Annotated in this window: 21 protein-coding genes; 10 read left to right on the top strand and 11 right to left on the bottom strand. The window is 64.9% G+C overall.

Translation table 11 applies throughout. From position 1 onward, the window contains the following. Positions 1-14: 14 nt before the first annotated feature. From BUB39_RS04675 to BUB39_RS04665, 3 genes are all read right to left on the bottom strand, one after another. Positions 15-1553, bottom strand: a complete 1539-nt coding sequence (locus BUB39_RS04675; RefSeq protein ID WP_073051815.1) for a sugar ABC transporter ATP-binding protein — start codon at positions 1551-1553, stop codon at positions 15-17. A gap of 142 nt (positions 1554-1695) precedes the next feature. After that, complete coding sequence (locus BUB39_RS04670; RefSeq protein WP_073051814.1) at positions 1696-2949, bottom strand: LVIVD repeat-containing protein; 1254 nt, start codon at positions 2947-2949, stop codon at positions 1696-1698. Positions 2950-3087: 138 nt separating this feature from the next. Continuing rightward, positions 3088-4128, bottom strand: a complete 1041-nt coding sequence (locus tag BUB39_RS04665) for a substrate-binding domain-containing protein (protein WP_073051813.1) — start codon at positions 4126-4128, stop codon at positions 3088-3090. A gap of 289 nt (positions 4129-4417) precedes the next feature. Here BUB39_RS04665 and BUB39_RS04660 point away from each other — a divergent pair, with 289 nt between their 5' ends. Beyond that, the gene (locus BUB39_RS04660) at positions 4418-5407 is read left to right on the top strand and encodes an aldo/keto reductase (RefSeq protein WP_073052765.1); all 990 of its coding nucleotides are present in this window, start codon (positions 4418-4420) and stop codon (positions 5405-5407) included. 9 nt (positions 5408-5416) lie between these two features. On the opposite strand, the gene BUB39_RS04655 is transcribed toward BUB39_RS04660, so the two are convergent. The 8 genes from BUB39_RS04655 to BUB39_RS04620 form a co-directional block, all read right to left on the bottom strand. After that, positions 5417-6238 carry an SDR family NAD(P)-dependent oxidoreductase gene (locus BUB39_RS04655; protein WP_073051812.1) on the bottom strand — a complete coding sequence of 274 codons (822 nt, stop codon included), beginning with the start codon at positions 6236-6238 and terminating at the stop codon, positions 5417-5419. Positions 6239-6249: 11 nt separating this feature from the next. Further along, positions 6250-7083, bottom strand: a complete 834-nt coding sequence (locus BUB39_RS04650) for an NAD-dependent epimerase/dehydratase family protein (RefSeq protein WP_073051811.1) — start codon at positions 7081-7083, stop codon at positions 6250-6252. A gap of 11 nt (positions 7084-7094) precedes the next feature. Continuing rightward, positions 7095-8066 carry a nucleoside hydrolase gene (locus BUB39_RS04645; RefSeq protein ID WP_073051810.1) on the bottom strand — a complete coding sequence of 324 codons (972 nt, stop codon included), beginning with the start codon at positions 8064-8066 and terminating at the stop codon, positions 7095-7097. A gap of 25 nt (positions 8067-8091) precedes the next feature. Continuing rightward, the gene (locus tag BUB39_RS04640; protein ID WP_073051809.1) at positions 8092-9165 is read right to left on the bottom strand and encodes a Gfo/Idh/MocA family oxidoreductase; all 1074 of its coding nucleotides are present in this window, start codon (positions 9163-9165) and stop codon (positions 8092-8094) included. A gap of 1 nt (position 9166) precedes the next feature. Beyond that, positions 9167-10075, bottom strand: a complete 909-nt coding sequence (locus BUB39_RS04635) for a carbohydrate ABC transporter permease (protein ID WP_084526882.1) — start codon at positions 10073-10075, stop codon at positions 9167-9169. Beyond that, a complete protein-coding gene (locus tag BUB39_RS04630; RefSeq protein ID WP_084526881.1) occupies positions 10072-11034 on the bottom strand; it encodes a carbohydrate ABC transporter permease in 963 nt (320 codons plus the stop codon). The genes BUB39_RS04635 and BUB39_RS04630 overlap by 4 nt, the downstream gene beginning before the upstream one ends. Further along, positions 11031-11966 carry a sugar phosphate isomerase/epimerase family protein gene (locus tag BUB39_RS04625; RefSeq protein ID WP_073051808.1) on the bottom strand — a complete coding sequence of 312 codons (936 nt, stop codon included), beginning with the start codon at positions 11964-11966 and terminating at the stop codon, positions 11031-11033. Before BUB39_RS04625 ends, BUB39_RS04630 begins: the two co-directional genes overlap by 4 nt. Positions 11967-12080: 114 nt before the next feature. Then, positions 12081-13427, bottom strand: a complete 1347-nt coding sequence (locus tag BUB39_RS04620) for an ABC transporter substrate-binding protein (protein WP_073051807.1) — start codon at positions 13425-13427, stop codon at positions 12081-12083. 501 nt (positions 13428-13928) lie between these two features. On the opposite strand from BUB39_RS04620, the gene BUB39_RS04615 reads away from it, so the two are divergent. The 9 genes from BUB39_RS04615 to BUB39_RS04575 all read left to right on the top strand — a co-directional run bounded on the left by BUB39_RS04615 (position 13929) and on the right by BUB39_RS04575 (position 23187). Next, positions 13929-14939, top strand: coding sequence for a BMP family lipoprotein (locus tag BUB39_RS04615; RefSeq protein WP_073051806.1), 1011 nt, complete (start codon positions 13929-13931; stop codon positions 14937-14939). A 188-nt stretch (positions 14940-15127) separates the two neighbouring features. Further along, positions 15128-16669 carry an ABC transporter ATP-binding protein gene (locus tag BUB39_RS04610; RefSeq protein WP_073051805.1) on the top strand — a complete coding sequence of 514 codons (1542 nt, stop codon included), beginning with the start codon at positions 15128-15130 and terminating at the stop codon, positions 16667-16669. 41 nt (positions 16670-16710) lie between these two features. Then, positions 16711-17709 (top strand): ABC transporter permease, encoded by a 999-nt coding sequence (locus BUB39_RS04605; RefSeq protein ID WP_073052763.1) that lies wholly within the window; start codon positions 16711-16713, stop codon positions 17707-17709. Further along, positions 17697-18689, top strand: a complete 993-nt coding sequence (locus BUB39_RS04600; RefSeq protein WP_073051804.1) for an ABC transporter permease — start codon at positions 17697-17699, stop codon at positions 18687-18689. The genes BUB39_RS04605 and BUB39_RS04600 overlap by 13 nt, the downstream gene beginning before the upstream one ends. Then, positions 18689-19696, top strand: a complete 1008-nt coding sequence (locus BUB39_RS04595; protein WP_073051803.1) for a nucleoside hydrolase — start codon at positions 18689-18691, stop codon at positions 19694-19696. The genes BUB39_RS04600 and BUB39_RS04595 overlap by 1 nt, the downstream gene beginning before the upstream one ends. Before the next feature lie 16 nt (positions 19697-19712). After that, entirely contained in the window at positions 19713-20660 is a 948-nt protein-coding gene (locus BUB39_RS04590; RefSeq protein ID WP_073052762.1) for a nucleoside hydrolase, read from the top strand. Between the two features lie 26 nt (positions 20661-20686). After that, the gene (locus BUB39_RS04585) at positions 20687-21331 is read left to right on the top strand and encodes a cysteine hydrolase family protein (protein WP_073051802.1); all 645 of its coding nucleotides are present in this window, start codon (positions 20687-20689) and stop codon (positions 21329-21331) included. 32 nt (positions 21332-21363) lie between these two features. After that, the gene (locus BUB39_RS04580; RefSeq protein ID WP_073051801.1) at positions 21364-21909 is read left to right on the top strand and encodes a MarR family winged helix-turn-helix transcriptional regulator; all 546 of its coding nucleotides are present in this window, start codon (positions 21364-21366) and stop codon (positions 21907-21909) included. Between the two features lie 81 nt (positions 21910-21990). Beyond that, the gene (locus BUB39_RS04575; protein WP_073051800.1) at positions 21991-23187 is read left to right on the top strand and encodes an amidohydrolase family protein; all 1197 of its coding nucleotides are present in this window, start codon (positions 21991-21993) and stop codon (positions 23185-23187) included.

The raw sequence follows: 23187 nt of genomic DNA, 5'->3' as shown, positions 1-23187 counted from the left end.
TCGTGCTTCGGTCATCATGGTTGGGTGCGGGTCTCGGCCGTCTCGACGCTGCCGATCGCTGCTGTCAGCGAGCCGTGGCCGTCGTCGGCCGCAAAGAGGGAGTGGTCGCGCATCACGAGGATACGGTCGGCGACTTCGAGCGCTTCCTCGGTGTCGCTGGTCGCGATCAGCGTGGCCGATGCGCTCTGGCTGTTGCGGATGGCGGTGATCAGGTCGGCGCGTGCACCGACATCGACGCCCTGGAAGGGTTCGTCGAGCAGCAGCAGCCGGCATGGCGCCGCCTGCCAGCGCGCGAGGACCACCTTCTGCTGATTGCCGCCGGAAAGCTGGTCGAGCGTGTCGTCGGCATTCTTCGCCTTGATGCCGAGGCGGCGGATGGCGTCATTCCCCACAGCGCGTTCGCGCATCGTATCGAGAATCCCGGAGGGGAACCATCGCGGCAGATGCGGCAGCGCGATCGTCCCCGCGATCGAGGCGCCCGGGGTTTCCGGAGGCAGCAGCGAGCTTGCCCAGCGGTCCTCGGCGACCATGAACACGCCGCCGGCGATCGAGGCGGCGGGGCCCGATGAAAGCCAAGGTGCGCCGTCGAGCGTCACAGTTCCCTGATCGAGCTGTGTCAGGCCGAACAGCACGCGCAGCAGCCGGCTCTTGCCGGAACCGAGCGTGCCGGTGATGGCGACGACCTCGCCGGAGCGGAGGTCGAGATCGAACGGCCGCGCGCCTGGCACCAGGCGGGCATTGCGGATGGAAAGGATAGACGGAGCGGTCGAAGCTTCGCCGGAATGCGCCGCGGCTTCGAGCCGGCGACCGATCATCGCGGTGACGGCCGCGGGAAAATCGATTGGCTGCGCGAACTCGCCAACGATGACGCCGCCCCGCAGCACCACCGCGCGATCGGCGATGGCGGCGAGGTCGCCGAGCCGGTGCGAGATATAGAGGATCGCCATTCCGCTCGCCGCGAGCCGGCGGATGATCGTGAAGAGCCGTTCGGCCTCGGCAGTGGAGAGGCTCGATGTCGGCTCGTCGAGGATCAGGACGGATGCCTTGGCGGCAACGGCGCGCGCGATGGCGATCAACTGACGCTCGGCCGGACGGAGATCGATGAAGTCGCGATCGAGTGGCAGGTCGAGATCGAGCGCCGCCGCGATGGCCGCCGCGCGCTTGCGGATTGACCGGCCAGACACGAAGAGCGGACCACGGCCGCAGAATTCATCGAGCAGCAGGTTTTCCGCGACGGTCAGGCCGCCGGCGCCGGCCTGGTCTGTCGCCTGGTGAACGGTGGCGACACCGGCAGCCTTGGCCTCGCGCGGGCTGGCGAAGGAAACGGTGCGCCCGCCGAGCGTGATCGTGCCGGCATCTGGCGCCAGCGAGCCGGAGATGATCTTGACGAGCGTCGACTTGCCGGCACCGTTGGCGCCCATCAAAGCCACGACCTCGCCCGGCCGCACCGCGAGGTCGGCGCCCGCAAGCGCGCGCGTCGGCCCAAACGCCTTCTCGACGCCGGAGACGGCGACAGCGAAGGGAGCGGCGGAGGAGGGCGAGAGAGTGGACAATGCGGTCAGGGTTCGGTTGGTCGAGGTTTTTCGTTGGCGAATGGCTTTTGACGAGTGGCTCGGCCGGTTTGCGCGGATCGGCGCTAGTAGCCCCTTCCGGAGCATCCCGACAAGGGGCTCGTCCAAGAAAGCGGCGTGGCAGTCATCCACCATACTCCATGATGGAAAGCCCTGCATTGTAGTCGGTGGCGTAGATGATGCCGTTTGCATCCACGAAGAGGTCTGCGGACTGGATCACGCGCGGCCTATTCTGGCGCGCATCGACCATGCGCTGAGGCGCAGCGGGGACCAGCGCGCCCGTCTCCTTCGGCTGATAAGGATCGGCGATATCGAAGACGCGGATGCCGGCATTTTGCCAGGTGGCGAAGATCAGCGTGTCGGACTGGAAGCTGCCCGGGCGGTTCTCATGCAGGTTGTGCGGGCCAAAATGTCCGCCCTTCGCCGTGTAGTCCGCCTCAGCCGGCGTTGGCAGCGTCGCGATCGAAACCGGGTTCGACGGTTCGCGGATGTCAAAGAGGAACGTGTGTTTGCGGCCATCCTCTTCATGATCGAGCACGGCCTCGTCGGCAACGACGAGCAGGTTGCGGGCGGGCAGCGGTAGCGGCGAGTGCGTGCCGCCGCCAAAGGGCGGCGACCAGTTGCGATACGCGATGAGTTTCGGTGCTGATTTGTCGGCGATATCGAGGATCGTCAGCCCGCCGTCGCGCCAGCAAGCATAGGCGGTGTCGCCGGCGACCAGCGCGTGATGCAGCGCATAGCGCCGGCCTTCCCATGACGGCGTCTCGCCTCCGGCCGTGTGCATGCCGGGGATCCACCAGCGTCCCGTTTCGACGGGCTTCGTTGGGTCGGCGAGATCGACGATCACGAAGATATAGTCGCTATAGCCATCGATCAGCGCCGAGACATAGGCGTAGCGGCCGCCGACATACCAGATACGATGAACGCCGACGCCCTCGATCGGGAAGAAGCCGATCTGCCGCGGTTCCGTCGGCTTCGAGATGTCGTAGATCGCCATGCCCGCCGACCAGTTGCGGGCCTTGGTTCCGCCGGAGGCGGTTCCGACCGTCTCGCCGACCGAGCGTGTGTAATAGACCTTCTCGTCAACCGCGAAGGCGGAATCGGCGAAGAGATCGCGTGCATGGATGACCAGAAGCAGGTCTTCATGCGTCTGGAGATGGATGGTCCAGGTGTTCGGTGGCGATGGCACATAGACCGTCGCGCCAGGATTTTTCGGGTCGCGCACATCGACGATCGAGAAGCCCCGCGACCACGGATGCGCCACATAGGCGAAGCCGCGATGCACCATGACTTGCAGCGCGTCCGGCCGTCCGCCCTGGTCGGAATGTCCGATCAGGCGGATATTGCGGGCATAATCGGGGGGCGGGAGGTCTGCCATCGTCGATTTCTCAGACACGGACTTTTCCAAACTGTCGTTGCCGGGCTTAACCCGGCAATCCAGACGCTTCGTTTGCTGCCAAGAATAAATCCCCGGGCGTGGGCCTGGGGATGACAACCTGCGGAAACGAAGATCGCCCTATTTCGGCTCTGGGATCCAGCTTGCCTTGGCGGCGTCGCTGTCCTTGAAGGCCGGGAATTTCGCCTGCAATTCCTCGATCGTCTTGATGTTGTTGTCGAGGAGATCCTTCTGCGTGACGAGCGTCGGCTGGATCAGGATCGAGTGGCCAGGATCCTGGCCGGCGATGAGCTGCGCAAGTGCTCGCACCGAGGCCTCGCCGACGACGGACGGGTTGGTCGCGGCGGTCGCGACCCAGGGGCTCGACGGCTCGATGATCGCCTGGATATCGGAGGTCGAGATGTCGACGCCGTAGATCTTGACCTTGTCGGCGACGCCGAGTTCGTCGATCGCGAGCTTCACGCCGCGCGCGAACTCGTCCCATGGGGTGAACACCACCGAGATCGTCGGATTGGCGCGGAGCACGGCCTTGGTCTGGTCGGCCACCGAGGCGGCGACGGTGTCGTTCACGACGCCCCAGGCTGCGACTTCCTTGATGCCCGGATATTTCTTGCCGAACTCTTTCCAGACCGCATATCGACGATCGAGCGGCGCAAAACCGGCGACATAAACCACGCCGCCGTCAAATGACTCGCCCTGGTCCTTCACCGCCTGGTCGAGCACCAGCCGCGCCATATCGGCGTCGGACTGCTCCACCTGCGGGATCTTGGGATTGTCGAGATTGGTGTCATAGGCGACGACCGGAATGCCGGCGTCGAGCGCGGCCTGCGCGACGTCCTTCAAGGCTTCGGGTTGGCCGTTGTTAATGATGATGCCCTTGACGCCAAGATTGATCGCCTGCTGGATCAGTTCGCGCTGGGCGTTGATGTCGTTGCGGGCCTGCGAGATGTTGGCCTCGATGCCGAGCGCATCGGACTGGCGCTTCACGCCCGCCTCGAAAGCCTGCAGCCAATCGCCCGAGCCGAGGAAGCTCACCACCGCGATCTTGACGCCGCCCTGGTCGAACGGTGCCGGCGCGCCGGCAAGGCCTGCCGCCGAGGCACTGCCGGCGAGACCGGCGAATCCGGCCGCGAGCGCCAGCGCGCGGATGCTCTTCTTCATTATGACCCCCTTGAGAGATATCGATCATGCGGCCGGGCGGTGGCGGCGCCAGGAGAGTGGGCTGCCAAGCTAGCGACCCGTCGCCGCAAGGTTAAGGAAGAAAATTCCAAAAGCGGGCGCTGGGCAGGTTCGAAACTCTCCCACGGCGCCGGGATTCGCTGGACGGGAGCACGTGCTTGCGAATTCGCCGGCTCCGCAGCGGTTGGCGTGGGCTGAGCCGTCATGTCGCCCTTCACGAATGATCTGTTCATCGGTAAATGAACGCATGCCATCGCAGGAGGAGAACGACGTGGAGAAGCGCAGGCTGGGCCGTACGGCTCTCGAGGTCACGACGCTGTCCTTCGGCTGTGGGGGCATCGGCAATCTCTATCAGGCGGTCACGCGCGACGATGCCGAGGCGACGCTGCAGACAGCCTGGGACGGCGGCGTTCGCTATTTCGACACCGCGCCGCGCTACGGCCATGGTCTGGCGGAACGGCGGCTTGGCGACTTCCTGCGCGACAAGCCACGGGACAGCTACGTTGTCTCGACCAAGGTCGGACGCCTGCTGACGGCCGTTCCGGAATCCGAAGTGCCGGACTATGGCTTCGCCGATCCGCTGCCCTTCCGCGCCGACTATGACTATTCCTATGACGGCGTGATGCGCTCGGTCGAGTTCAGCCTTGCCCGGCTTGGCCTCAACCGTGTCGAGATCCTGTTCGTGCATGATATCGGCGTGCTGACGCATGGTGCCGAGGAGAATGCCCGCCATTTCCGCGACCTCATGGATGGCGGCATGAAGGCGCTGGACGAACTGAAGTCGAGCGGCGCGGTCCATGCGATCGGCCTCGGCGTCAACGAGGTCGAGGTGTGCCTCGAAACGATGGCGCGCACGCCGATCGACTGCATACTGCTCGCCGGCCGCTACACACTGCTCGATCGTTCGGCGGAAAAGGAGCTGCTGGCGCGTTGCCGCGAGGCGGGAACGTCGCTGGTCATCGGCGGCGTCTTCAATTCCGGCATTCTGGCAACCGGCGCCAAGCCCAGCGCGCATTTCGATTACGAGGCGCCGTCCGAGGATATCGTCCGCCGCGTCAACGGCATGGAGGCGATCGCCGGCAAATATGGCATCTCGCTCGCCGGCGCGGCCATGGCCTTCCCGATGATGAGCGACGTCGTCGCGACGGTGCTGGTGGGGACGGCGAAGCCGTCCAGCATGAAGCGCAATCTCGATCAGTTCGGCGAGACGATCCCCAACGCTGCCTGGGCCGAGTTGGACGCTCTGGCGCTCAGGCCCTGATGAGACGCGTCAGCGCTGCAGCGGATAGGCCTCCGCGTCCGGCGCGTTGGCCCAGCTCTGCATGGTCTGGCCTCCATCGATGAGCCAGCCGACGCCCGTCACATGGCGGGCGTCGTCGGAGGCGAGGAAGGCGACGACCGCCGCGACATCCTCGGGCTGACCGATCCGCCTCAGCGGAATGCGGTTGGCGAAGCGCTCGATGCCGCGCCGATATTCGTCCTCGTCCCCGGCTGGAACGCCGAGCCTCGTCTCGATGACGCCCGGGCAGACGGCGTTGACGCGGATGCCGTAGCGCGCGACGTCGAAGGCGGCGACCTTGGTGAGGCCGAGAATGGCGTGCTTGGTCGAGGCATAGCCGGCCCCGCCGGCAAGCACATCCCAACCCGACATGGACGAGGCCATGTTTACGACCGAGCCAGCGATCCGGCCCGCGATCATGGCGCGGAGCGCATAACGCTGGATCAGGAAAACGCCACGGAGGTTGATCCGGACAATGTCGTCCCAATCTTCTGAAGAGAGCTCGTAGACCGGTGCCACCTTGCCGGGGATGCCGGCATTGTTGAAGACGATGTCGATCCGCCCCAGCGTCTCGACGATGCTGTCGACGGCCGTTGCCACGGCTGCTTCGTCGCCGACATCGGCAGCGACGGTGAAGAGATTGACGCCGGCAGTCCGAAGCACTTCGGCGGCGCTCGCGATCCGCGCCGGATCGCGATCGATGAGAGCGATCGAGGCGCCCTCCGACGCGAAGCGGCGGCAGGCTGCGAGGCCGATCGTCCCGGCTCCGCCCGTGACCAGCGCCACTTTTCCGTCGAAACGTCCGCTTGGCATGGCTTTCTCCCTCAATAGTCGCGCCACGAATGCCGCGCCTCGAAGCCGAGCGCGGCTCGGGCTGCCGCGGTATCGATAACCGTGGCATGGCCTTCGAGCGGACGTTTGATGGTTACGTTCGGAAAAGCGGTGCGGATCAGCTCCGCGGTCGGCGTCTCGCTGTAAGTGTCGGCCGCGCTGACATAGAGCCGCAGATGCCCGGCGGTCTTGGCCTCGACGGCCGCGCGGAAGGCCGCAGCCGCGTCGCGCGCATCGATATAGGACCAGAGATCACGGCCCGACTCGGCGCTCGCCCGTCGCGGTCCGACATCCTTCATGAAAGTCGCCGCACTCTGGATCCACGGCATGCGCAGGCTGACTGCATCGAGCCGGCCGCGTCTCACTGCCGCGTCGACGATGTCCTCGCCCAGTGTCTTCGACAGCGCATAGGCGTCCTGCGGCGCCAGCGGATGGGCCTCGTCGATGGGCAGATAGGCGAGATCGACGGGCTTCTCGAAGAAAGGGAAGCCTAGCACAGAAAAGGACGAAGCATAGACGAAACGACGGATGCCGAGCATGACCGAGGCTTCCACCACGTTGAAGGCGAGTGCCATATTGGTCGAGAAGACGTCGCTCGCGACGCGGCCGGTCGGGCGCGGAATGGCCGCGGCATGGACCACGACGTCGGCGCCGGCCAGCGCCTGAACCGTCGCGCCGAAATCCTCCAGCGATACAGTCAGATGGCTGGTGAGCTTCGTCGTGGGCGGTACGGCGTCGATGCCGCGAACCTGATGACCGGCTGCCATCAGCCCATCGGCGATGGCGCGGCCAAGAAGTCCCGACGAGCCGGTGAGGGCGATGAGCATGCGCGGCTCCTTCAGAAGCGGGTGAGCGTGTCGACGACGAAGCGGCCGAAGCGTTCGGTATCGGCGTTCATCGCAACCTTGGCGTTGGCAGGCTGGCGGCTGCGGAAATTGGTATCGATCACGGTTCGCCCGACGGTCAGGGCGCCGGTCGTCTCGACGGCGACATGGTAGTCGAAGGTTTCGATGACATTGCGCTCGACGAGATGGTGGACACAGAGCGCGTCATGGATCGGCGCCGCGTCCTGGTCGTCGAGCGTCTGGTAGGAGCGATAGCCTTCGATACGCTTCTCGACGAAAGTCGCCGCAGCGATCGCCGCTGGCTTGCCGCTCTCGCGCAAGACGCGGCACTGGTCGAGGCTGATCACCGCCTTGTGCGTCGCGTCGAGCGGCACCAGCGTCAGATTGCGGAAGCCGGCGGCGAAGACCAATGCCGCCGCTTCGGGATCGGCCCAGATGTTGAATTCGGCCGAAGGCGTGACATTGGAAACGGCGTGGCCGCCGCCCATGATCACCACCTCCGGCACGAAGTCGACGAGCTTCGGGAACAGCGCGAGCGCCGAGGCGATGTTGGAGAGCGGGCCGACGGGCACGAGCGTGATCGGCTCGGTCGCGGCGCGATAGGTCTCGATGAGGAACTCGACGGCATCGGTCGCTTTGGCGCGCGAGCGCGCCGGCGCCAGCGGCATCTCGACGAAATGCACGCCGGGATCGCGCTCGGCGCGCGGGATCGGGAAGTCGAGCCGGGCGATCGGCCGGCTGAGGCCCGCATGCACGGGAATATCGCCGCGGCCGATGTGATCGAGCACGCGCAGCGTATTGTCGGTCGTCTGCTCGATTGTCCGATTGCCGTTGACGGTCGTGCAGGCGACGAGCTCCAGCGTCGGATGTAGCGCTGCCAGCATGATCGCGACGGCGTCGTCCGTGCCGGTATCGACGTCGAGGATCAGCTTGTGACGTTTTGCAGCTTGCGGGTTGGCGCTCATCGCGTGCCTCTTGTGGAAAGAACGATCAGACGGGTTTCGGTGGCATCGCCTTGATGATCGCGACCGCGAGGTTGAGATCATCAAGGCCGCCGGAAAGCGGCGTGCGCGGCTTGGCGCCGTTCAGGATGCAGTCGGCGAAATGCTTCCATTCGCGGCGGAAGGCGGTGTCGGGCACGCCCGGCAGCCGCCGCTCGGACGCGCCGCTCGGCGCCGCCTCGCGCACCGTGACGACGGCCGAAGCCTGGCGCCAATAGGGATTCTGGAACTGGATGCGCACCTCGTCGGTGTCGCCATGCACGTGCAGGAACTCGTCCCACCATTCGTAATGGGCGACGCCGATATCGAGATAGCAGGGGACGCCTTCGCCGAATTCGAGCACGGCGAGCAACTGGTCCTCGCCGACGGGCTGGGCATAGCGCACGCGCGCCTCGCTGCCGAAGGCGCCGCGCAGCACCGCAAGGTCGTGGCTGCCGAGCATCAGCAGCAGCAGATAGAGCCCGACATAGCCGGCATGATCCGGGCCGAGACTCGCCTCGATGCGCCCGGCGGCCGCGGCGCGGCTGGTCGCCATCACGTCGGCCGGGATGTCGGTCGCCTTCACCTGCGTATAGAGCGCGCCATAGGTGTCGAAGCGGCCGGCGAAGTCATGGATGTGGATCGAGCGCGGCGTGCCGATCGTGGCGATCTTCTCGAGCCCGATCTCGTAGCCGGGATCGTAGAGCTTCATGTAGCCGATCATGGCGACGAGGCCGCTCGCCTCGGCCTTCTCGACCATCGGCCGCGCCTCCTCGGGCGTGAAGGCGAGCGGCTTCTCGACGAAGACATGCTTGCCGGCCGCGAGCGCTGCCGCGACGATGTCGCCATGGTCATAGGTGCAGACGACGACCGCATCGACGGCGGGATCGGCGATGAGCGCCGTGTAGTCGCTGTAGAGAGCCTCGACGCCATATTGCGCGCCGAGCTTCTCGATCACGCCGACCGAGATGTCGCAGAGCGCCGCGATCCGAAAAGAGGGCAGCTCGTGGATGAAGGGAAGGTGCATCAGCTGGGCGATCTCGCCGCAGCCGATGACACCGACGCCGATGACCGTGTCGTTCATGTTAGCCCTTTACCGCCCCGGCCGTGAGCCCGGCGATGAACTGCCTCTGCATCAGGAGAAAGACGACGATCACGGGCAGCGTCGTGATCATCAGCGCGGCGAAATAGAGATTCCAGAGCGAGTCATATTGCTGGAAGAAGCTGACGAGGCCGAGCGGGATCGTCTGAAGCTCAGGCTTTCGCAGCAGCAGGAAGGCCAGGAAGAAGTCGTTCCAGATCTCGATGAAGCCGAAGATCAGGACGAGCGCAACGCCCGGCCGGATCAGCGGCAGCATGATGTGCACGAGGATTGCCAGGCGCGAGGCGCCATCGACCCGGGCGGCATCTTCGAGATCGGCTGGCAGCGTCATGAAGAAGCTGCGGAGGATGAACACCGACAGCGGCAATGACGTGGCAGCGTAGATGATCGCGATGCCCAAGCGATTGTTGATGAGGCCGAGATCGCGCGCGACCAGGAACAGCGGGATCGCCATCACCTGCGGCGGCACCAGCATCGCGGCGACGATCGCCGCCGTCACGGCGATTCGGCCGCGGAATTTGAGCCGCGCGATGGCATAGGCGCAGGGCGTCGCGGCAAGGACCAGGATGACCAGCGCCGCCATCGTGATGCCGACGCTGTTGAGGATGCGGGCGCCCATGCCGGCCATGCGCCAGGCTTCGGCATAATTCGAGACGGCAAGGCCCGATGGCGGGCCCCAGACATTGGTGATCACTTCCTGCTTGGTCTTCAGCGAGCCTGACAGCACCCAGAACAGCGGATAGATCGTCTGCACCAGCACGACGAATAGCGCGAGATAGACGAGGCCGAGCTCGGCGAGGCCGCGCCAGCCGAGCGCCGCGAGCGTGTCGCCGAAGCGCGCTTCCAAGCTGCGCCGTGCAGGGGTCTGCGAGGGGGCAAGGACATTGCTCATAGCGCAAGCCTCTGGCGCCGCATCAACGCGAGCAGGCCGACACAGGCGAGGCCGACGATCATGAACAGCACATAGCCCATGGCAGCCGCATAGCTCATCGCGCCGTCCTGGAAGGCCTTGGTCATCATATAGGTGAGGGCGACCTCGGTGGCGTGGTTCGGGCCGCCTTTGGTCAGCACATAGACGATGTCGAAATTGCGCACGAAGGCGCCGGAGAGGCCGAGGATCGAGTTGATGAAGACGATCGGCATGATCAGCGGCAGAGTCACATGCCAGAAGCGGCGGAAGCGTCCGGCGCCGTCCATCGTGGCTGACTCATAGAGCTCGGCGGGGATGGTCTGCAGTCCCGCGAGATAGATGACGCCGTGGAAGCCGAGCCATTTCCAGACATCGACCGCAATGATGGCATAGAGCGCGGTATTGGCATCGCCGAGCCAAGAATGTTTCAGGAAGCCGAGGCCGAACAGGTCGAGCCCCGCATTGAGCAGCCCGAAGACCGGATTGTAGATCCAGGACCACAGCAGTCCGACCGCTACGAAGGACATCGTCACGGGTACGAAGGCCGCCGCGCGGAAGAAGGATCGTCCGACCATCGCCCGGTTGAGCAGCAGGGCAAGGCCGAGGCCGAGCACATTCTTCAGGATCAGGATGGCGATGACGAAGATGATGTTGTTTTCGAGCGCGCCGAGGAAGATCCGGTCGCTGGCCAGACGAACATAATTGGCCATCCCGATGAAGACAGGGGGCGAGAAGCCGTCCCAGCTGTGCAGCGAAAGCCAGAAGCCGCTGGCGAAGGGCCAGACATAGAAGAGGCCGAACAGGATCGCCGCGGGCAGGATCATCGCCGCGGCGGCAAGCCCATCGCCTGACGGCGCATGGCTGGTTCGGCCGGGGCGCCTCGGGAGGAGGGCGCCCCGGCCTGCACCGGCATCCGGGGACGGAGCCGGCGCCGCGCTCATGCCGCGGACTTCTGCGGCGTGAGGACGAGGCCGAGCGTATCGCGGACATAGGCGATGCTCTCGAGCGTCGACTGCTCGGCCGTCTTCTGCGAGGCGTCGAGCTCGATGATGGCAAGGCCCGCATAGTCGGCGTCGAGCAGCACGTCGACGAGGCCGGGCAGATCGACAACGCCGGCGCCGAGCTCGCAGAACGCGGCGTAGCGGTCATAGCCCTTCAGGGCCGGATCGACGCGCGTGTCCTTCAGATGCATGTAGCGAACCGCCGAGATGTAGGTCTTCAGCGTGCCGACTGGATCGGAATTGGTATGCGCGAGATGCGCCGGGTCGATGCAGAGGCCGGCATGGCGCGTGTCGAGCTCGTCCATCATGCGGTCGAGTTGGTCGCGCCGCTCGATGAAGGTGTCGAGATGGGGGTGATAGACCGTCTCGATGCCGAGATCATGCGTGCGCCGGCCGATATCCTCGAGCGAGCGGCAGAACGCCTTGTAATCCTCGGCCGTATGCGGGCCGGCAATGCCCTCAGAAGGCCCGCCGCCCAGCACCAGCACCGGCGCGCCGAAGCCCTTGAGGAGACGTGCCAGCGCCACCAGGACGTCGCGCTCATACTCCCACGCGACTGGGTTGGTGAAGATCGCGTTCACATAGAGCGAGGAGAGATTGATGCCGTAGGCGCTCTGCGCTTCCGACAGCAGCGCATAGCGGCGCAGGATGTCGGTGTCGGTCGTCACGCCCATCGGCGCCTGGTTGCCGAGCTGCATGTATTTGCGGGCATATTGGTCGGAGAGGCTCGTGAAGGCGAGAATCTCGAACCAGCCGAAGCCTTGGCTTGCGAGGAACTCGATCGCGGGCGTCAGCGGCAGGCCGGCGAGGTCCCAGCTGTTCAGGTGATAACCGATCGAGAATTTCTGGCGTTCGGCCCGGGATGCGGTCATGGCGCTCTCAGTGCTGCAAGATAAGGGGAGAGGCGGCACGTTCTCGGGCGCTGCCTCATGTTCAGGCGAAAGGGCTGCCCCGGCGCGGCCGGAGCAGCCATCGTCAGCGGAGCCTTACTTCGGCGGCCACTGGCCCTGTGCCTTCAGGTCGTCGAACACGGCCTGGATCGACTGTGCCGCGGCTTCCGGGGTCGTCGTGCCGCCGACGACGCCGGCAATAGCCGAGGCCGTCGCGGTCGAGACTTCCGACGGCCAGATCCAGTCGAGGAACTTGATCGTCGACGGGAACGCGTCCTTGCGCAGTTCGACGGCGTAGGCGTCCTCGATCTGCGGCACGCCCTTGATCGAGGCTGCGATCGGCTGCTCGGGGGCGAGATAGAGCGAGGCGACTTCCGGCTGCGTCAGGTAACTGACGAAGCGGATGGCGGCATCGAGCTTTTCGGGCTTGATCGAGGAGGAGACGCAGATGCCGTTATCGGCACCGCCGCCATGGCCGGGCGCGCCGGGCGTGCCGTCCATCTTCGGGAACGCGAAGACGCCCCACTTGAAGTCCTTGACGCTCGACTGAAGCGAGGGAACTTCCCAGGTGCCGCCATAGTACATCGCGCTCTTGCCGGACGCGAAGGCGGCGCGCATGCCGTCCATGTCGACCGCCAGCGAATCCTTCGACAGGATGCCGTCATCGACCCACTGCTTGATCAGCGTGAAGGCCTCGACGTCGGGCGCGTCGGAGAACTTGGCGGTGCCTTCGAGGTTCTTCTGCGTTTTGGCGACGGCATCGCCGGTCGCCTGCGACAGCGTCTCGAAATACCACATCGGCCACATGACCGTGTTCGAGCCCTGATGCAGCAGCGGAATGATGCCGGCTTCCTTGAACTTCGGCACCGCGGCCTTGAGGTCGTCATAGGTCGGCGGAACGGGAATGCCGAGCTTCTTGAACAGGTCGACATTGTAGAAGATCGTCGAGGTCGACAGCGTCGAGATCGGAACGCCGTAGACCTCGCCATTGATCGTGAAGGCGCCGAGCGCGGCGGCATCGATCCGGTCCTGGAACGGCTTGATCTTGTCGGTGATCGGCATCACCAGCTTGCGGCGGACATAGGCGCCGTTGGTGTAGAAGGCCGGGCAGGCGATGAGGTCCATCTCCTGGTCCGCCATGCGGGCGGTCATCAGGCGCTGGATCGCGTCGCCCTGCGGGCCCTGCGCGTCCCATTCGATGGCGCTGACATCGGGATTGGCCTTCAGGAAGCCCTCGATGACCTCCTGCTGGATCTTGGCCTGTTCATCCGGCGCCTGCCGCGGCGCCAGCTTGTCCAGCGATGAGCCGCCAAAGACCTTCAGCGTGATCCCGTCGGCGAAAGCCGGCGTGCCCGCGAGGCCGAGGCCAAGGATCGCGGCGGACATGATGCCGGCGATCGAGCTCCGCGGTGAGCGACGAACCATTCCCTGCTTGATTGGCATTTGACTCTCCGTTCCAGCCAATTCGGGGCTGACCGCGAGGCCTGCGCCCGAGACCAATTCGTTGATGGTCTAACAATCCTGTGCGCCGGATTTGAGTTTTGTCAATTGGCTGCGCACGCCGATAAAGTGCGCAATCGCTTCGTGTCTCTGGCTAGAATTTATTCAAACATGCGCCCGTGGCCGAGGCTGACCCGCATTTGAGCACAATAGGTGGTCGCGGAGTCGACACATGAGGCCGCGAAACACGGGAGAAAGCAGCCGAATTGTTGAATTGCGTTCAGCCTTTCGGCGTGGTCGCCTGCCCGGTGCATGCACAGTGGGCGACCTTGCTGCAAGCTTGGGCATCAATCTCGATTGACAAGCGCCAAATCTCATTCAGGATTGTTAGACCATCAACGATATCGGGCCCGGTGCAGGGAAATCAGCCGGCCGATGACATCTGCGGTGGCGCGCCTCGCAAGGCGAATGGCGTGTTCTCCAACTCCAGGGGTTTGGGTCGTCATGTCCAGTTGGTCTCGTCGTCTTATCGCGGTCTGCGGCGCATCGGCGCTCGCGTTCGCCGCCACGGCAGCCTCCGCGAAGGAGGTGTCGATCGCCGCCATTTCCGGCTATTTCGCGCAAGGTTTCGGCGTGTCGATCGTCAACGGCCTGAAGAAGGCCGAGAAGGATCTTGGCGTAAAGGTCAAGCTGATCGACACAGGAAACCGCGCCCTCGACTATGAAGAGCAGTTCAACAATGTCGGCAAGAGCGGCGAATACGATCTCGTCTTCGTGATGGGCTGGGAGCTGGTCGACGCGTTGCAGAAGGCTGCGGCCGCCTATCCGAACACCAAATTCGTCTTCATCGACGGCGTGCTCGATTCGAAGCAGATCGTCTATGCGAACTTCGCGCAGAACCAGGGCTCGTTCCTGGCCGGCGCGCTCGCGGCGCTGATGGCGGAGAAGGGTAGCGCGATCGAGGGCCTCGGCGACGGCAAGGCGGTAGGCTTCGTCGGCGGCCGCGACATCCCCGTCATCCGCGACTTCCTCGGTGGCTATGAGGCTGGCGCCAAGGCGGCGGCGCCCGACATTCGCGTCGACAGCGTCTTCGCGGGCACGTTCGATGATCCCGCCAAGGGCAGCGAGCTGACCATGGCGCTCTACGGCCAGGGCTCGGACATCGTCTACAACGTCGCCGGCCCGACCGGCGAAGGCGTGCTGCAGGCCTCCGCCGCCGCCGACAAATTTTCGATCGGCGTCGACGTCGACCAGTGCGATGTCGCACCGGGCCATGTGATGGCCTCGATGCTGAAGCGCGGCGACGTCGCGGTCTACAACCTCGTCAAGGACGTGGTCGACGGCAAGACGATCGAACCGGGCTCGACCCACACCTATGATCTGAAGTCCGGCGGCGTCGAACTTCTGCTCTGCCCCAAGGTCGAGGACAAGATCCCGGCCGAGGTCAAGGCGAAGGTCGAAGCGCTGAAGGCTGAGGTCGTCGACGGCAAGATCATGGTGCCGACGGTCAAGTAAGGGCGAGAGTCCGCGTCGCGCTTGTTGATGTGGACACGCACCGCGCAAGCGGCGCAAGGAAGATCGAAGCGTCATCCCGGCAGAGGCTGGGATGGCGGGTCATCCGCTGCGATCGCGCGCTCTTCCAGGCACGGACTGGACCTTTCTATTCTCGATCCTCGACCGTCCCCCATTCGGCCATCGCCCAAATGCCCCGCGCCATAGAACTCAGATCGATCACCAAGCGTTTCGGCAGTTTTGTCGCCAATGAAGGCGTCAACCTTGCCGTCGAGCGCGGCAGCATTCACGCCATCATCGGCGAGAACGGCGCCGGCAAGACGACGCTGATGAACGTTTTGTTCGGCCTGCTGCAGCCGGATGAGGGCGAGATCCTGATCGACGGGCAACCGGTCGTCCTGCCCAATCCAGCCGCGGCCATCGCCAGCGGTATCGGCATGGTGCACCAGCATTTCAAGCTCGTGCCCTCGCTGACCGTCGCCGACAATGTCTTTCTTGGCATGGAGATCCTGAAGGGCGGGCTGATCGATCATGCTGCTCAGATCGAGCGCACGGCCGAGCTGTCGCGCCAGTTCGGTTTAAAGGTCGATCCGACGGAGCGGGTTGGCCTGCTGTCGGTGGGCATCGAGCAGCGCATCGAGATCCTGAAGGTTCTGGCGCGCGGCGCCCGCACGATCATTCTCGACGAGCCGACCGCGGTTCTCACGCCGCAGGAAAGCCGTGATCTCTTTGAGACGCTGCGCGGCTTCGTCGCCAAGGGCATGACGGTGCTCTTTATCTCGCATCATCTTGAAGAGGTGATGGAGGTCTCGGACACGGTCACGGTGTTGCGCCATGGCAAGGAGGTCGCGACGCGGCCGACCGCCGAGCTCACCAAGTCGGACCTTGTGCAGATGATGGTCGGACGGCTTGTGTCCTTCGATCGTCGGCCCCGTGCGCCGGTCGCCGGAGAGCGTGTCCTCGCCGTCGAGGATCTCTGGGCTCGGGATGATCGCGGCCTGCATGCATTGCGCGGCGTTTCCTTTGACGTCCACGCCGGCGAGATCGTCGGCATCGCGGGTGTCGCCGGCAACGGCCAGACCGAGCTTGCCGAGGTTCTTTCCGGCCTTCGCCCGGCGACCCATGGCAGCGTGACCCTCGGAGACACATCGCTCACCGGGCTTTCCGCCCGTGCCATCCGTGGCGCCGGCGTCGCACATGTCCCCGGCGACCGCCTGGTGCGCGGGGTCGATCGCAATGCCAGTGTCTCGCTCAATCTGCTGATGGGGCGACAGGACAAGGCGCCCTGGTCGCGCGGTGGCATTATCGACCGCGGCTATCTTGCGCAGCAGTCGAAAGCCCTGATCGAGCGCTTCGATATCCGCACGCGCAGCGCCGCCGCCCCGGTCAAGAGCCTCTCCGGCGGCAACATCCAGAAAGTGGTGTTGGCCCGCGAATTTTCGGGCGATGCCCGCTTCCTCCTCGTCGATCAGCCAACGCGCGGTGTCGATATCGGTGCCACCGAGGCGATCCATTCCGAGATCATGCGCCAGCGCGACGCCGGCAAGGCGATCCTGCTCATCTCGGTGCAGCTCGACGAGCTCATCGCGCTTGCCGACCGCATCCTGGTGATGTTCGCCGGCCGCATCATGGGCGATCTCGATGGCGGCGCGGTGTCGGAGGAGCGCCTCGGCTTCCTCATGGCCGGTGTCGACGAACACGGACATCATGTCGAGCGGGAGATGACTTCGTGAACGACCGCATTTCCGCCCTGAGCGGGCAGGCGCTCGCCATCATGATCGCCCTGGCGCTCGGCGCCATGGTGATCCTCGCTGTCAGCGAGAGCCCGCTCAAGGTCTTCCTGACGCTGATGGACGGCGCCTTCGGCAATCCCGAGCGCATCGCTGGCACGCTGCTGCAGACGACGCCGATCCTCATCTGCGGCGTCGCGGCCTGCATCTCGCTGCGCGGCGGGCTGTTCAATATCGGCATCGAAGGCCAGCTCTTCATGGGTGGCTTCGCAGCCACCTGGGTCGGCTTCTCCTTCGAGATGCCGCCCGTGCTGCATGTTCTCGCCGGTCTCGGCTTCGCCGCCTTCGCGGGCCTCGCCTGGGTCGCCGTCCCCGCTTTCTTCCGAGCGCGGTACCAGACCAACGAGGTCGTCTCGACGATCCTCGCCAATTATGTCGCGGTGCTGATCACCTCCTATCTCACCATCAATATCTTCAAGCGGGCCGGCGGCGCGCCCGACACGCCGCCGATCCTGGAGAGCGCCTACCTGCCGCAGCTCTTCTCCTTTTCGCGCGCCAATTGGGGCCTCGTCATCGGGCTGTTGCTGGCGGTCGGGGCGCATCTGTTCTTCACCCGGACGGCGCGCGGCTACGCCGTGACCGAGATGGGGGCCAATCCCAAATTCGCCGAATATGGCGGCATCGACATCAAGAAGCAGACCTTCTTCCTGCTGCTTGTCTCGGGGGCGGTCGGCGGCCTTGCCGGCGGCATCGAGTCACTCGGCGTGCATCACCGCTTCATGGAAGGTTTCGCGCCGGGCTTCGGCTTCGACGGCGTCATCGCGGCGCTGCTCGCCAATGGCAATCCGCTTGGCACCATCATCACGGCGCTTTTCTTCGGTGCGCTCAGAAGCGGCTCGCTGCTGCTCGAAGTCGACACCACGGCGTCGCGCGAGATCATCACCGTCATCCAGGCGCTGATCATCCTCGCCGTGTCTGCCCAGATTCTCGTCCGCCGCCGTGCGGCCGACAGTTCCGCGGGGGAGCGTCGATGGAAATTCTAGAGCGGCTGTTCAATGTCGCGCTCATCGTCGCGACGCTCAGGACCACCGCGCCGATTCTCCTCGTCGCGCTAGGCGGCTCATTCACCACGCGGGCCGGCATCTTCAATATCGGCCTTGAGGGCCAGATGCTGCTCGGTGCCTTCTTCGCGGTGATCGGGACGATCTTCTCGGGTTCTCCGTGGATCGGCCTCCTTTGCGGCGTCGCGGCGGCGCTGGCGCTCGCCTTCATCTTCGCGCTGCTCGTCGTCACCTTCCGCGCCAACGAGGTCGTGGTCGGCCTTGCGCTCAACATCCTTGCCGGCGGCATGACGGTCTCTCTGCTGAAGGCGATCTTCGGCACGCGCGGCTCGATCTTCGGTCATGGTCTTGTCGGCCTGCCGGTCGTGCGGATTCCCTTCGCCAAGGAGATGGGCTGGTTCGGCCAGCTGATCTCCGGCTACACGCCGCTGGTTTACGTCGCCTTCTTCGCCGTGCCGCTGTTCATTCTCTTCTACAACCGCACCAAGCTCGGTCTCTATATCCGCGTTGTCGGCGAGAAGCCGGAGGCGGCCGAGGCGCTCGGCATTTCAATCGCAAAGATCCGCTACACCGCCTCGCTGCTCTGCGGCGTGCTGGCGGGGCTTGCCGGAGCGCATCTCTCGCTCGGCTACACGACGATGTTCACCGAGAATATGTCGTCGGGTCGCGGCTTCATGGCGGTGGCGATCCTGATCTTCTCCGCAGGCGATCCGAAGCGCATTCTCGCCGGCTGCCTGCTGTTCGGCTTCTCCGATGCGCTGTCGCTGCGCCTGCAGACCTTCGGCGTGTCGTCCTATCTGGTGCTGGCGGTGCCTTATCTGGTGGCGCTGGTCGCACTTTTTGCGCTTTCCTATCGCGCTCGTCCGCGCATCATCCAGGAGACGCTCGCCTCTATGGGCCGCGCGCTCCAGGTCAAGCCACAATCCGCCGTTGAACCGCCTGCACTGGCGAGGGAACCCTAATGGAACGCATCATTCTCGACGTCGATTCGGCGGGCGACGACATTCTCGCCGTGCTGTTCGCCGCCGTCTCGCCGCAGCTGAAGCTCGAGGGCGTGACGACCTGCACCGGGGCCGCGGGCCCGATCGAGCAGGTGACCAATGTCGTGCTCAACACGCTCGCCCTAGCCGGACGGAGCGACATTCCTGTCGCCAAGGGCGCCTGGCGGCCGATCGTCGGCAATGCCAAGGCCGACATGGAAGCGCCGGTTCATTTCGAGAAGCGGCTGACCGCGCGCTTCGGCGACCGCCTGAAGAAGTTCAACCCGCCCGCGCCGAAGCCAGCGACATCGCCGATCGGCAAGCACGCCGCCGATTTCATCATCGATACGGTGATGGCTTCGCCCGGAGAGATCACGCTGGTCGCCACGGGCCCGATGACCAATCTCGCAATGGCATTCCTGCAGGAAGAGCGGCTCAAGGACAACGTGAAGCGGCTGGTGCTGCTCGGCGGCAACTTCGTCACGCCCGGCAACATCACGCCGCTGTCGGAATACAATATCTGGGCCGATGCTGAGGCGGCGCGGGTGGTGCTCAACCAGGGTGTCGACACGATCCTGGTGCCGCTCGATGTTTGCGAGGACAACCGGGCCGCCGCGTCGATGATGACGCGCGACGACCTTGCCGATCTCGAGAGTGCCGGCAATCATCCGGTGCTGGCCATGATCCGCGACACCTTCCCGATCTATATCGACATCTGGCGCGAGTTCTTCGATCTCGTCGGCTTCCCGATGGACGACATCATCACGGTGGCGCTCGCCTTCGATCCGAGCCTCTGCACCATGACCGAACCGCTCTATTGCGACATTGTCCTCGACGGACGACTGGCACGCGGCCAGACCGTCGCCTATCGCGGGCGGCAACTGCTGCCCGGCGGCGGACCGAAGACCACCCGCATCTGCACCGATATCGACGGGCGCCGCTTCATGCAGCTCTTCAAGCAGACCATCGCACTCTACAAGGCGGCCTGAGGGACGGATGATGACCATGACAGCCACTGCCCCTGCGCGCCCCACGCCGATCATCCTCGACTGCGATCCAGGCCATGACGATGCCATCGCGCTGGTGATGGCGCATCGCTCGAAGGCCATCGATCTTCTCGGTGTCACCGTCACCTGCGGTAATGCCGAGCTCGACAAATGCGTCTCCAATACGCTGCGCATCCTGGAGTTCATCGGCGCCGGCGATGTTCCCGTCGCGGCCGGCTGCTATCGGCCTCTCGCACGCCCTCTGGTCCTCGGCACCGCCGATGGCCCGAGCGGCCTCGAGGGCTCGCCCTATCTGCCGATGGCGACCAAGACGCTCGAGCCGATGCATGCGGTCGACTTCATCGCCAAGACGCTGCGCGAGCAGGACGAGCCGCTGCGCATCGTCGCGACCGGGCCGCTCTGCAATATCGGCCTCTTCGTGCTGAAATATCCCGAGCTGCTGCCGAAGATCAAAGACGTCACCTGGATGGGCGGCGTCTTCTATCGCAAGAGCGAGATCATCACGCCGACCGAGTTCAACGCCTTCTGCGATCCCGAGGCGCTGAAGATCGTGCTCGACAGCGGCATCAAGCTGACCATGGTCGGCCTCGACGTCACCATGCAGGTGCTGGTCGAGGAGCCGCAATATGCGGAATTCCGCAAGATCGACACCGAGCTCGGCCGCGTCGTCAACGACTGGCTGCTGTTCTACGAAAAGCTGCATCGCAACTCGATGGGCGTCGGCGGCGCGCTGCATGACCCGCTGGCGCTGGCGCTGATCATCGATCCGACCCTGGTGCGCACGCGGCCGGCGCATATCGGCGTCGATCTTGCAGGGACCTATGCGTTCGGGGCGACGGTCGCCGACTTCTGGAAGGAGCGCGGTCTGCCCGACAACGCCGATATCTGCACGGAAGTCGATTCCGACCGTTTCTTTGAATTGCTTTACAGCCTGCTTCGGGACTGAAGCCAAACCACAGAGGAGAACCCCTGATGTCCGTCGATGTGTTCTCGGCCCATAACAATCCCGAGCAGGCGCGGCTCGATCCGGCGTGCACCGCCGTGATCGTGGTCGACATGATCAACGAATTCTGCAAGCCGGGCGGCCGGATGGTGCTGCCGGGCTATGAGGTGCTGGTCGGCCCGCAGCTTCAGGTCATCGAGGCGGCGCGCAAGGTCGGCGCGCCGGTGATCTGGGTGCATGACAGCCATCGCCGCAACATGCGCCGCGACCGCGAATATCTGAAGCGCACGCCGCATGGCGTCGAGGGCACCTGGGCGACGGAGATCATCGAAGATCTCGGCGCGCGCGAGGACGAGATCCACGTCATCAAGCATCGCTATTCGAGCTTCTTCCAGACCGACCTCGATCTCGTGCTGAAGGACATGCTGGTCGACCAGCTGGTCGTATTCGGCGTCGTCACCAATATCTGCGTGCGATCGACGGTTCACGACGCCTTCTTCAACGGCTATGAGGTCGTCGTCCCGCGTGATTGCTGCGCTGCGACCGGCCCGCGCGAGCAGGAATCGACCCTCTACGACATCGCCACCCATTTCGGGGTTGTGAGCGACGCGGCCTCCGTGGTCGCCGCCCTGACGTCGGGCCAGGTGATCGACAATCAGCAGATCGCGGCCTGAGGCCGCGTCCAGACTAGAAGGAGACCGGCTGGATGGCATCGGATGATGAAGCAGACGGGGGAATGCTGAGCCTTGACGGCGAGCCGATGCAGACCCGATCGGCCGCAGCGAAGGCGACGCACCGCGATCTCTTCGACTCGACCGGCTATGAGCTTGCGGTCCATCCGGCCCATATCATCCGCCGCGCCCACCAGCGCGCTACGATGCGGTTCCAGGAGGTCCTGGGCGAGCATGACCTGACGCCGACCCAGATGGCGGCATTGGCCACGATCATGAAGCATGGCGAGGTCTCGCAGAACCAGCTTGGCCGGCTGACGGCGATGGATCCGTCCACGATCAGCATCGTCATCCGCAAGCTTTCCAAACACGGCTTCGTCGAGCGCTATGCCTCGCCCGATGACCAGCGCCTCTCGATGATCCGTCTCTCCGAGAAGGGCGTCGAATATACGCTGCCCTTGCTCGCGAAAAGCGTCGAGGTCGGCCGCCGCGTGCTGGCGCCGCTGAAGCCGAGCGAGCGCGCGCTGTTCATGGAAATGCTGTCGCGCATCGCTGACGCCGACGACCAGCCGGACGCCTGAAAGCCGCAACGAGGACCTGGCGAGGCGAGTGCTCTTGCCTGCCGTTTTGACACCATCGCGTGACCGACCGAAAGGACCCCCATGAGCCACGATGCCCCGACTGAGAGCGAGGGTCCGACCAAGCTCGTCATCGAGAATATCGGCCTCGTCCTTTCCGGCGATCTCGGGCGCCCGATCCTCGATGCCGATACGATCATCGCCGAGAACGGCCGGATCACAGCCTTCGGGCGCAGGGCCGATCTCGATCTCGAAGGCGCGACGACGCGGATCGACGCGCATGGCTCGACGCTGACGCCCGGCCTCATCGACAGTCATGTCCATCCGGTCGCTGGCGACTGGACGCCGCGTCAGAACCAGATCGGCTGGATCGATTCCGGCCTGCATGGCGGCGTCACCACGCTGATTTCGGCCGGCGAAGTGCACACGCCCGGCCGCCCGACCGACATTGTCGGCCTCAAGGCGCTGGCGATCGCGGCGCAGCGCACCTTCTCGGCTTTCAGCCCCTCGGGCGTAAAGGTTCACGCCGGCGCGCCGGTGATCGAGAAGGGCATGATCGAGGAGGATTTCCGCGAGCTTGCCGCGGCCGGCGTCACGATGCTCGGCGAAGTCGGCCTTGGCTCGGTCAAGGATGGCGAGACGGCGCGCCAGATGGTCGGCTGGGCGCGGAAATACGGCATCATCTCGACGATCCACACTGGCGGTCCGTCGATCCCGGGATCGGGCCTCATCGACAAGGACGTCGTGCTCGCCGCCGACACCGACGTCATCGGCCATGTGAATGGCGGTCCGACCGCGCTGCCGGACGGCGATATCGTCTGCCTCTGCGAGGGATGCGGCCGCGGCCTCGAATTGGTCCATAACGGCAATATGCGCGCGGCGCTGCTCGCGCTGAACACGGCGCGCGAGCTTGGCCAGCTTGACCGCATCATCCTTGGCACCGACGCACCGGCGGGCTCAGGCGTTCAACCGCTTGGCATCATGCGAATGGTGTCGATGCTGTCTTCGCTCGGCAATGTCGCGCCGGAGATTGCCTTCTGCTTCGCGACCGGCAACACGGCGCGAATGCGTGACCTTGATTGCGGGTTGATCGAGGTGGGTCGCGCCGCCGATTTCGTGCTGATGGACAAGCCGCAGCACTCGGCCGGTGCGACGCTGCTGGAAGCCGTCAGACTCGGAGATATTCCCGGCATCTCGATGACGGTGATCGACGGCGTCGTGCGCACCCAACGCTCGCGCAACACCCCGCCGGCCGCCAGCATGGCGAAGGTGGTCTCGTAG

This window comes from Kaistia soli DSM 19436 (assembly GCF_900129325.1).
GTDB lineage: Bacteria > Pseudomonadota > Alphaproteobacteria > Rhizobiales > Kaistiaceae > Kaistia > Kaistia soli.
Note: the sequence above shows the minus strand (reverse complement) of the source record. Positions and strands in the feature narration are given on the sequence as shown.

What these genes read in the sequence shown, in the direction of transcription:
- BUB39_RS04640 (WP_073051809.1), bottom strand. Translation starts at nt 9,165, where the DNA reads ATGAACGACACGGTCATCGGCGTCGGTGTCATCGGCTGCGGCGAGATC.
- BUB39_RS04585 (WP_073051802.1), top strand. Translation starts at nt 20,687, where the DNA reads ATGTCCGTCGATGTGTTCTCGGCCCATAACAATCCCGAGCAGGCGCGG.
- BUB39_RS04595 (WP_073051803.1), top strand. Translation starts at nt 18,689, where the DNA reads ATGGAACGCATCATTCTCGACGTCGATTCGGCGGGCGACGACATTCTC.
- BUB39_RS04600 (WP_073051804.1), top strand. Translation starts at nt 17,697, where the DNA reads ATGGAAATTCTAGAGCGGCTGTTCAATGTCGCGCTCATCGTCGCGACG.
- BUB39_RS04635 (WP_084526882.1), bottom strand. Translation starts at nt 10,075, where the DNA reads ATGAGCAATGTCCTTGCCCCCTCGCAGACCCCTGCACGGCGCAGCTTG.
- BUB39_RS04610 (WP_073051805.1), top strand. Translation starts at nt 15,128, where the DNA reads ATGCCCCGCGCCATAGAACTCAGATCGATCACCAAGCGTTTCGGCAGT.
- BUB39_RS04615 (WP_073051806.1), top strand. Translation starts at nt 13,929, where the DNA reads ATGTCCAGTTGGTCTCGTCGTCTTATCGCGGTCTGCGGCGCATCGGCG.
- BUB39_RS04580 (WP_073051801.1), top strand. Translation starts at nt 21,364, where the DNA reads ATGGCATCGGATGATGAAGCAGACGGGGGAATGCTGAGCCTTGACGGC.
- BUB39_RS04590 (WP_073052762.1), top strand. Translation starts at nt 19,713, where the DNA reads ATGACAGCCACTGCCCCTGCGCGCCCCACGCCGATCATCCTCGACTGC.
- BUB39_RS04625 (WP_073051808.1), bottom strand. Translation starts at nt 11,966, where the DNA reads ATGACCGCATCCCGGGCCGAACGCCAGAAATTCTCGATCGGTTATCAC.
- BUB39_RS04630 (WP_084526881.1), bottom strand. Translation starts at nt 11,034, where the DNA reads ATGAGCGCGGCGCCGGCTCCGTCCCCGGATGCCGGTGCAGGCCGGGGC.
- BUB39_RS04575 (WP_073051800.1), top strand. Translation starts at nt 21,991, where the DNA reads ATGAGCCACGATGCCCCGACTGAGAGCGAGGGTCCGACCAAGCTCGTC.
- BUB39_RS04670 (WP_073051814.1), bottom strand. Translation starts at nt 2,949, where the DNA reads ATGGCAGACCTCCCGCCCCCCGATTATGCCCGCAATATCCGCCTGATC.
- BUB39_RS04620 (WP_073051807.1), bottom strand. Translation starts at nt 13,427, where the DNA reads ATGCCAATCAAGCAGGGAATGGTTCGTCGCTCACCGCGGAGCTCGATC.
- BUB39_RS04605 (WP_073052763.1), top strand. Translation starts at nt 16,711, where the DNA reads ATGATCGCCCTGGCGCTCGGCGCCATGGTGATCCTCGCTGTCAGCGAG.
- BUB39_RS04645 (WP_073051810.1), bottom strand. Translation starts at nt 8,066, where the DNA reads ATGAGCGCCAACCCGCAAGCTGCAAAACGTCACAAGCTGATCCTCGAC.
- BUB39_RS04665 (WP_073051813.1), bottom strand. Translation starts at nt 4,128, where the DNA reads ATGAAGAAGAGCATCCGCGCGCTGGCGCTCGCGGCCGGATTCGCCGGT.
- BUB39_RS04650 (WP_073051811.1), bottom strand. Translation starts at nt 7,083, where the DNA reads ATGCTCATCGCCCTCACCGGCTCGTCGGGACTTCTTGGCCGCGCCATC.
- BUB39_RS04655 (WP_073051812.1), bottom strand. Translation starts at nt 6,238, where the DNA reads ATGCCAAGCGGACGTTTCGACGGAAAAGTGGCGCTGGTCACGGGCGGA.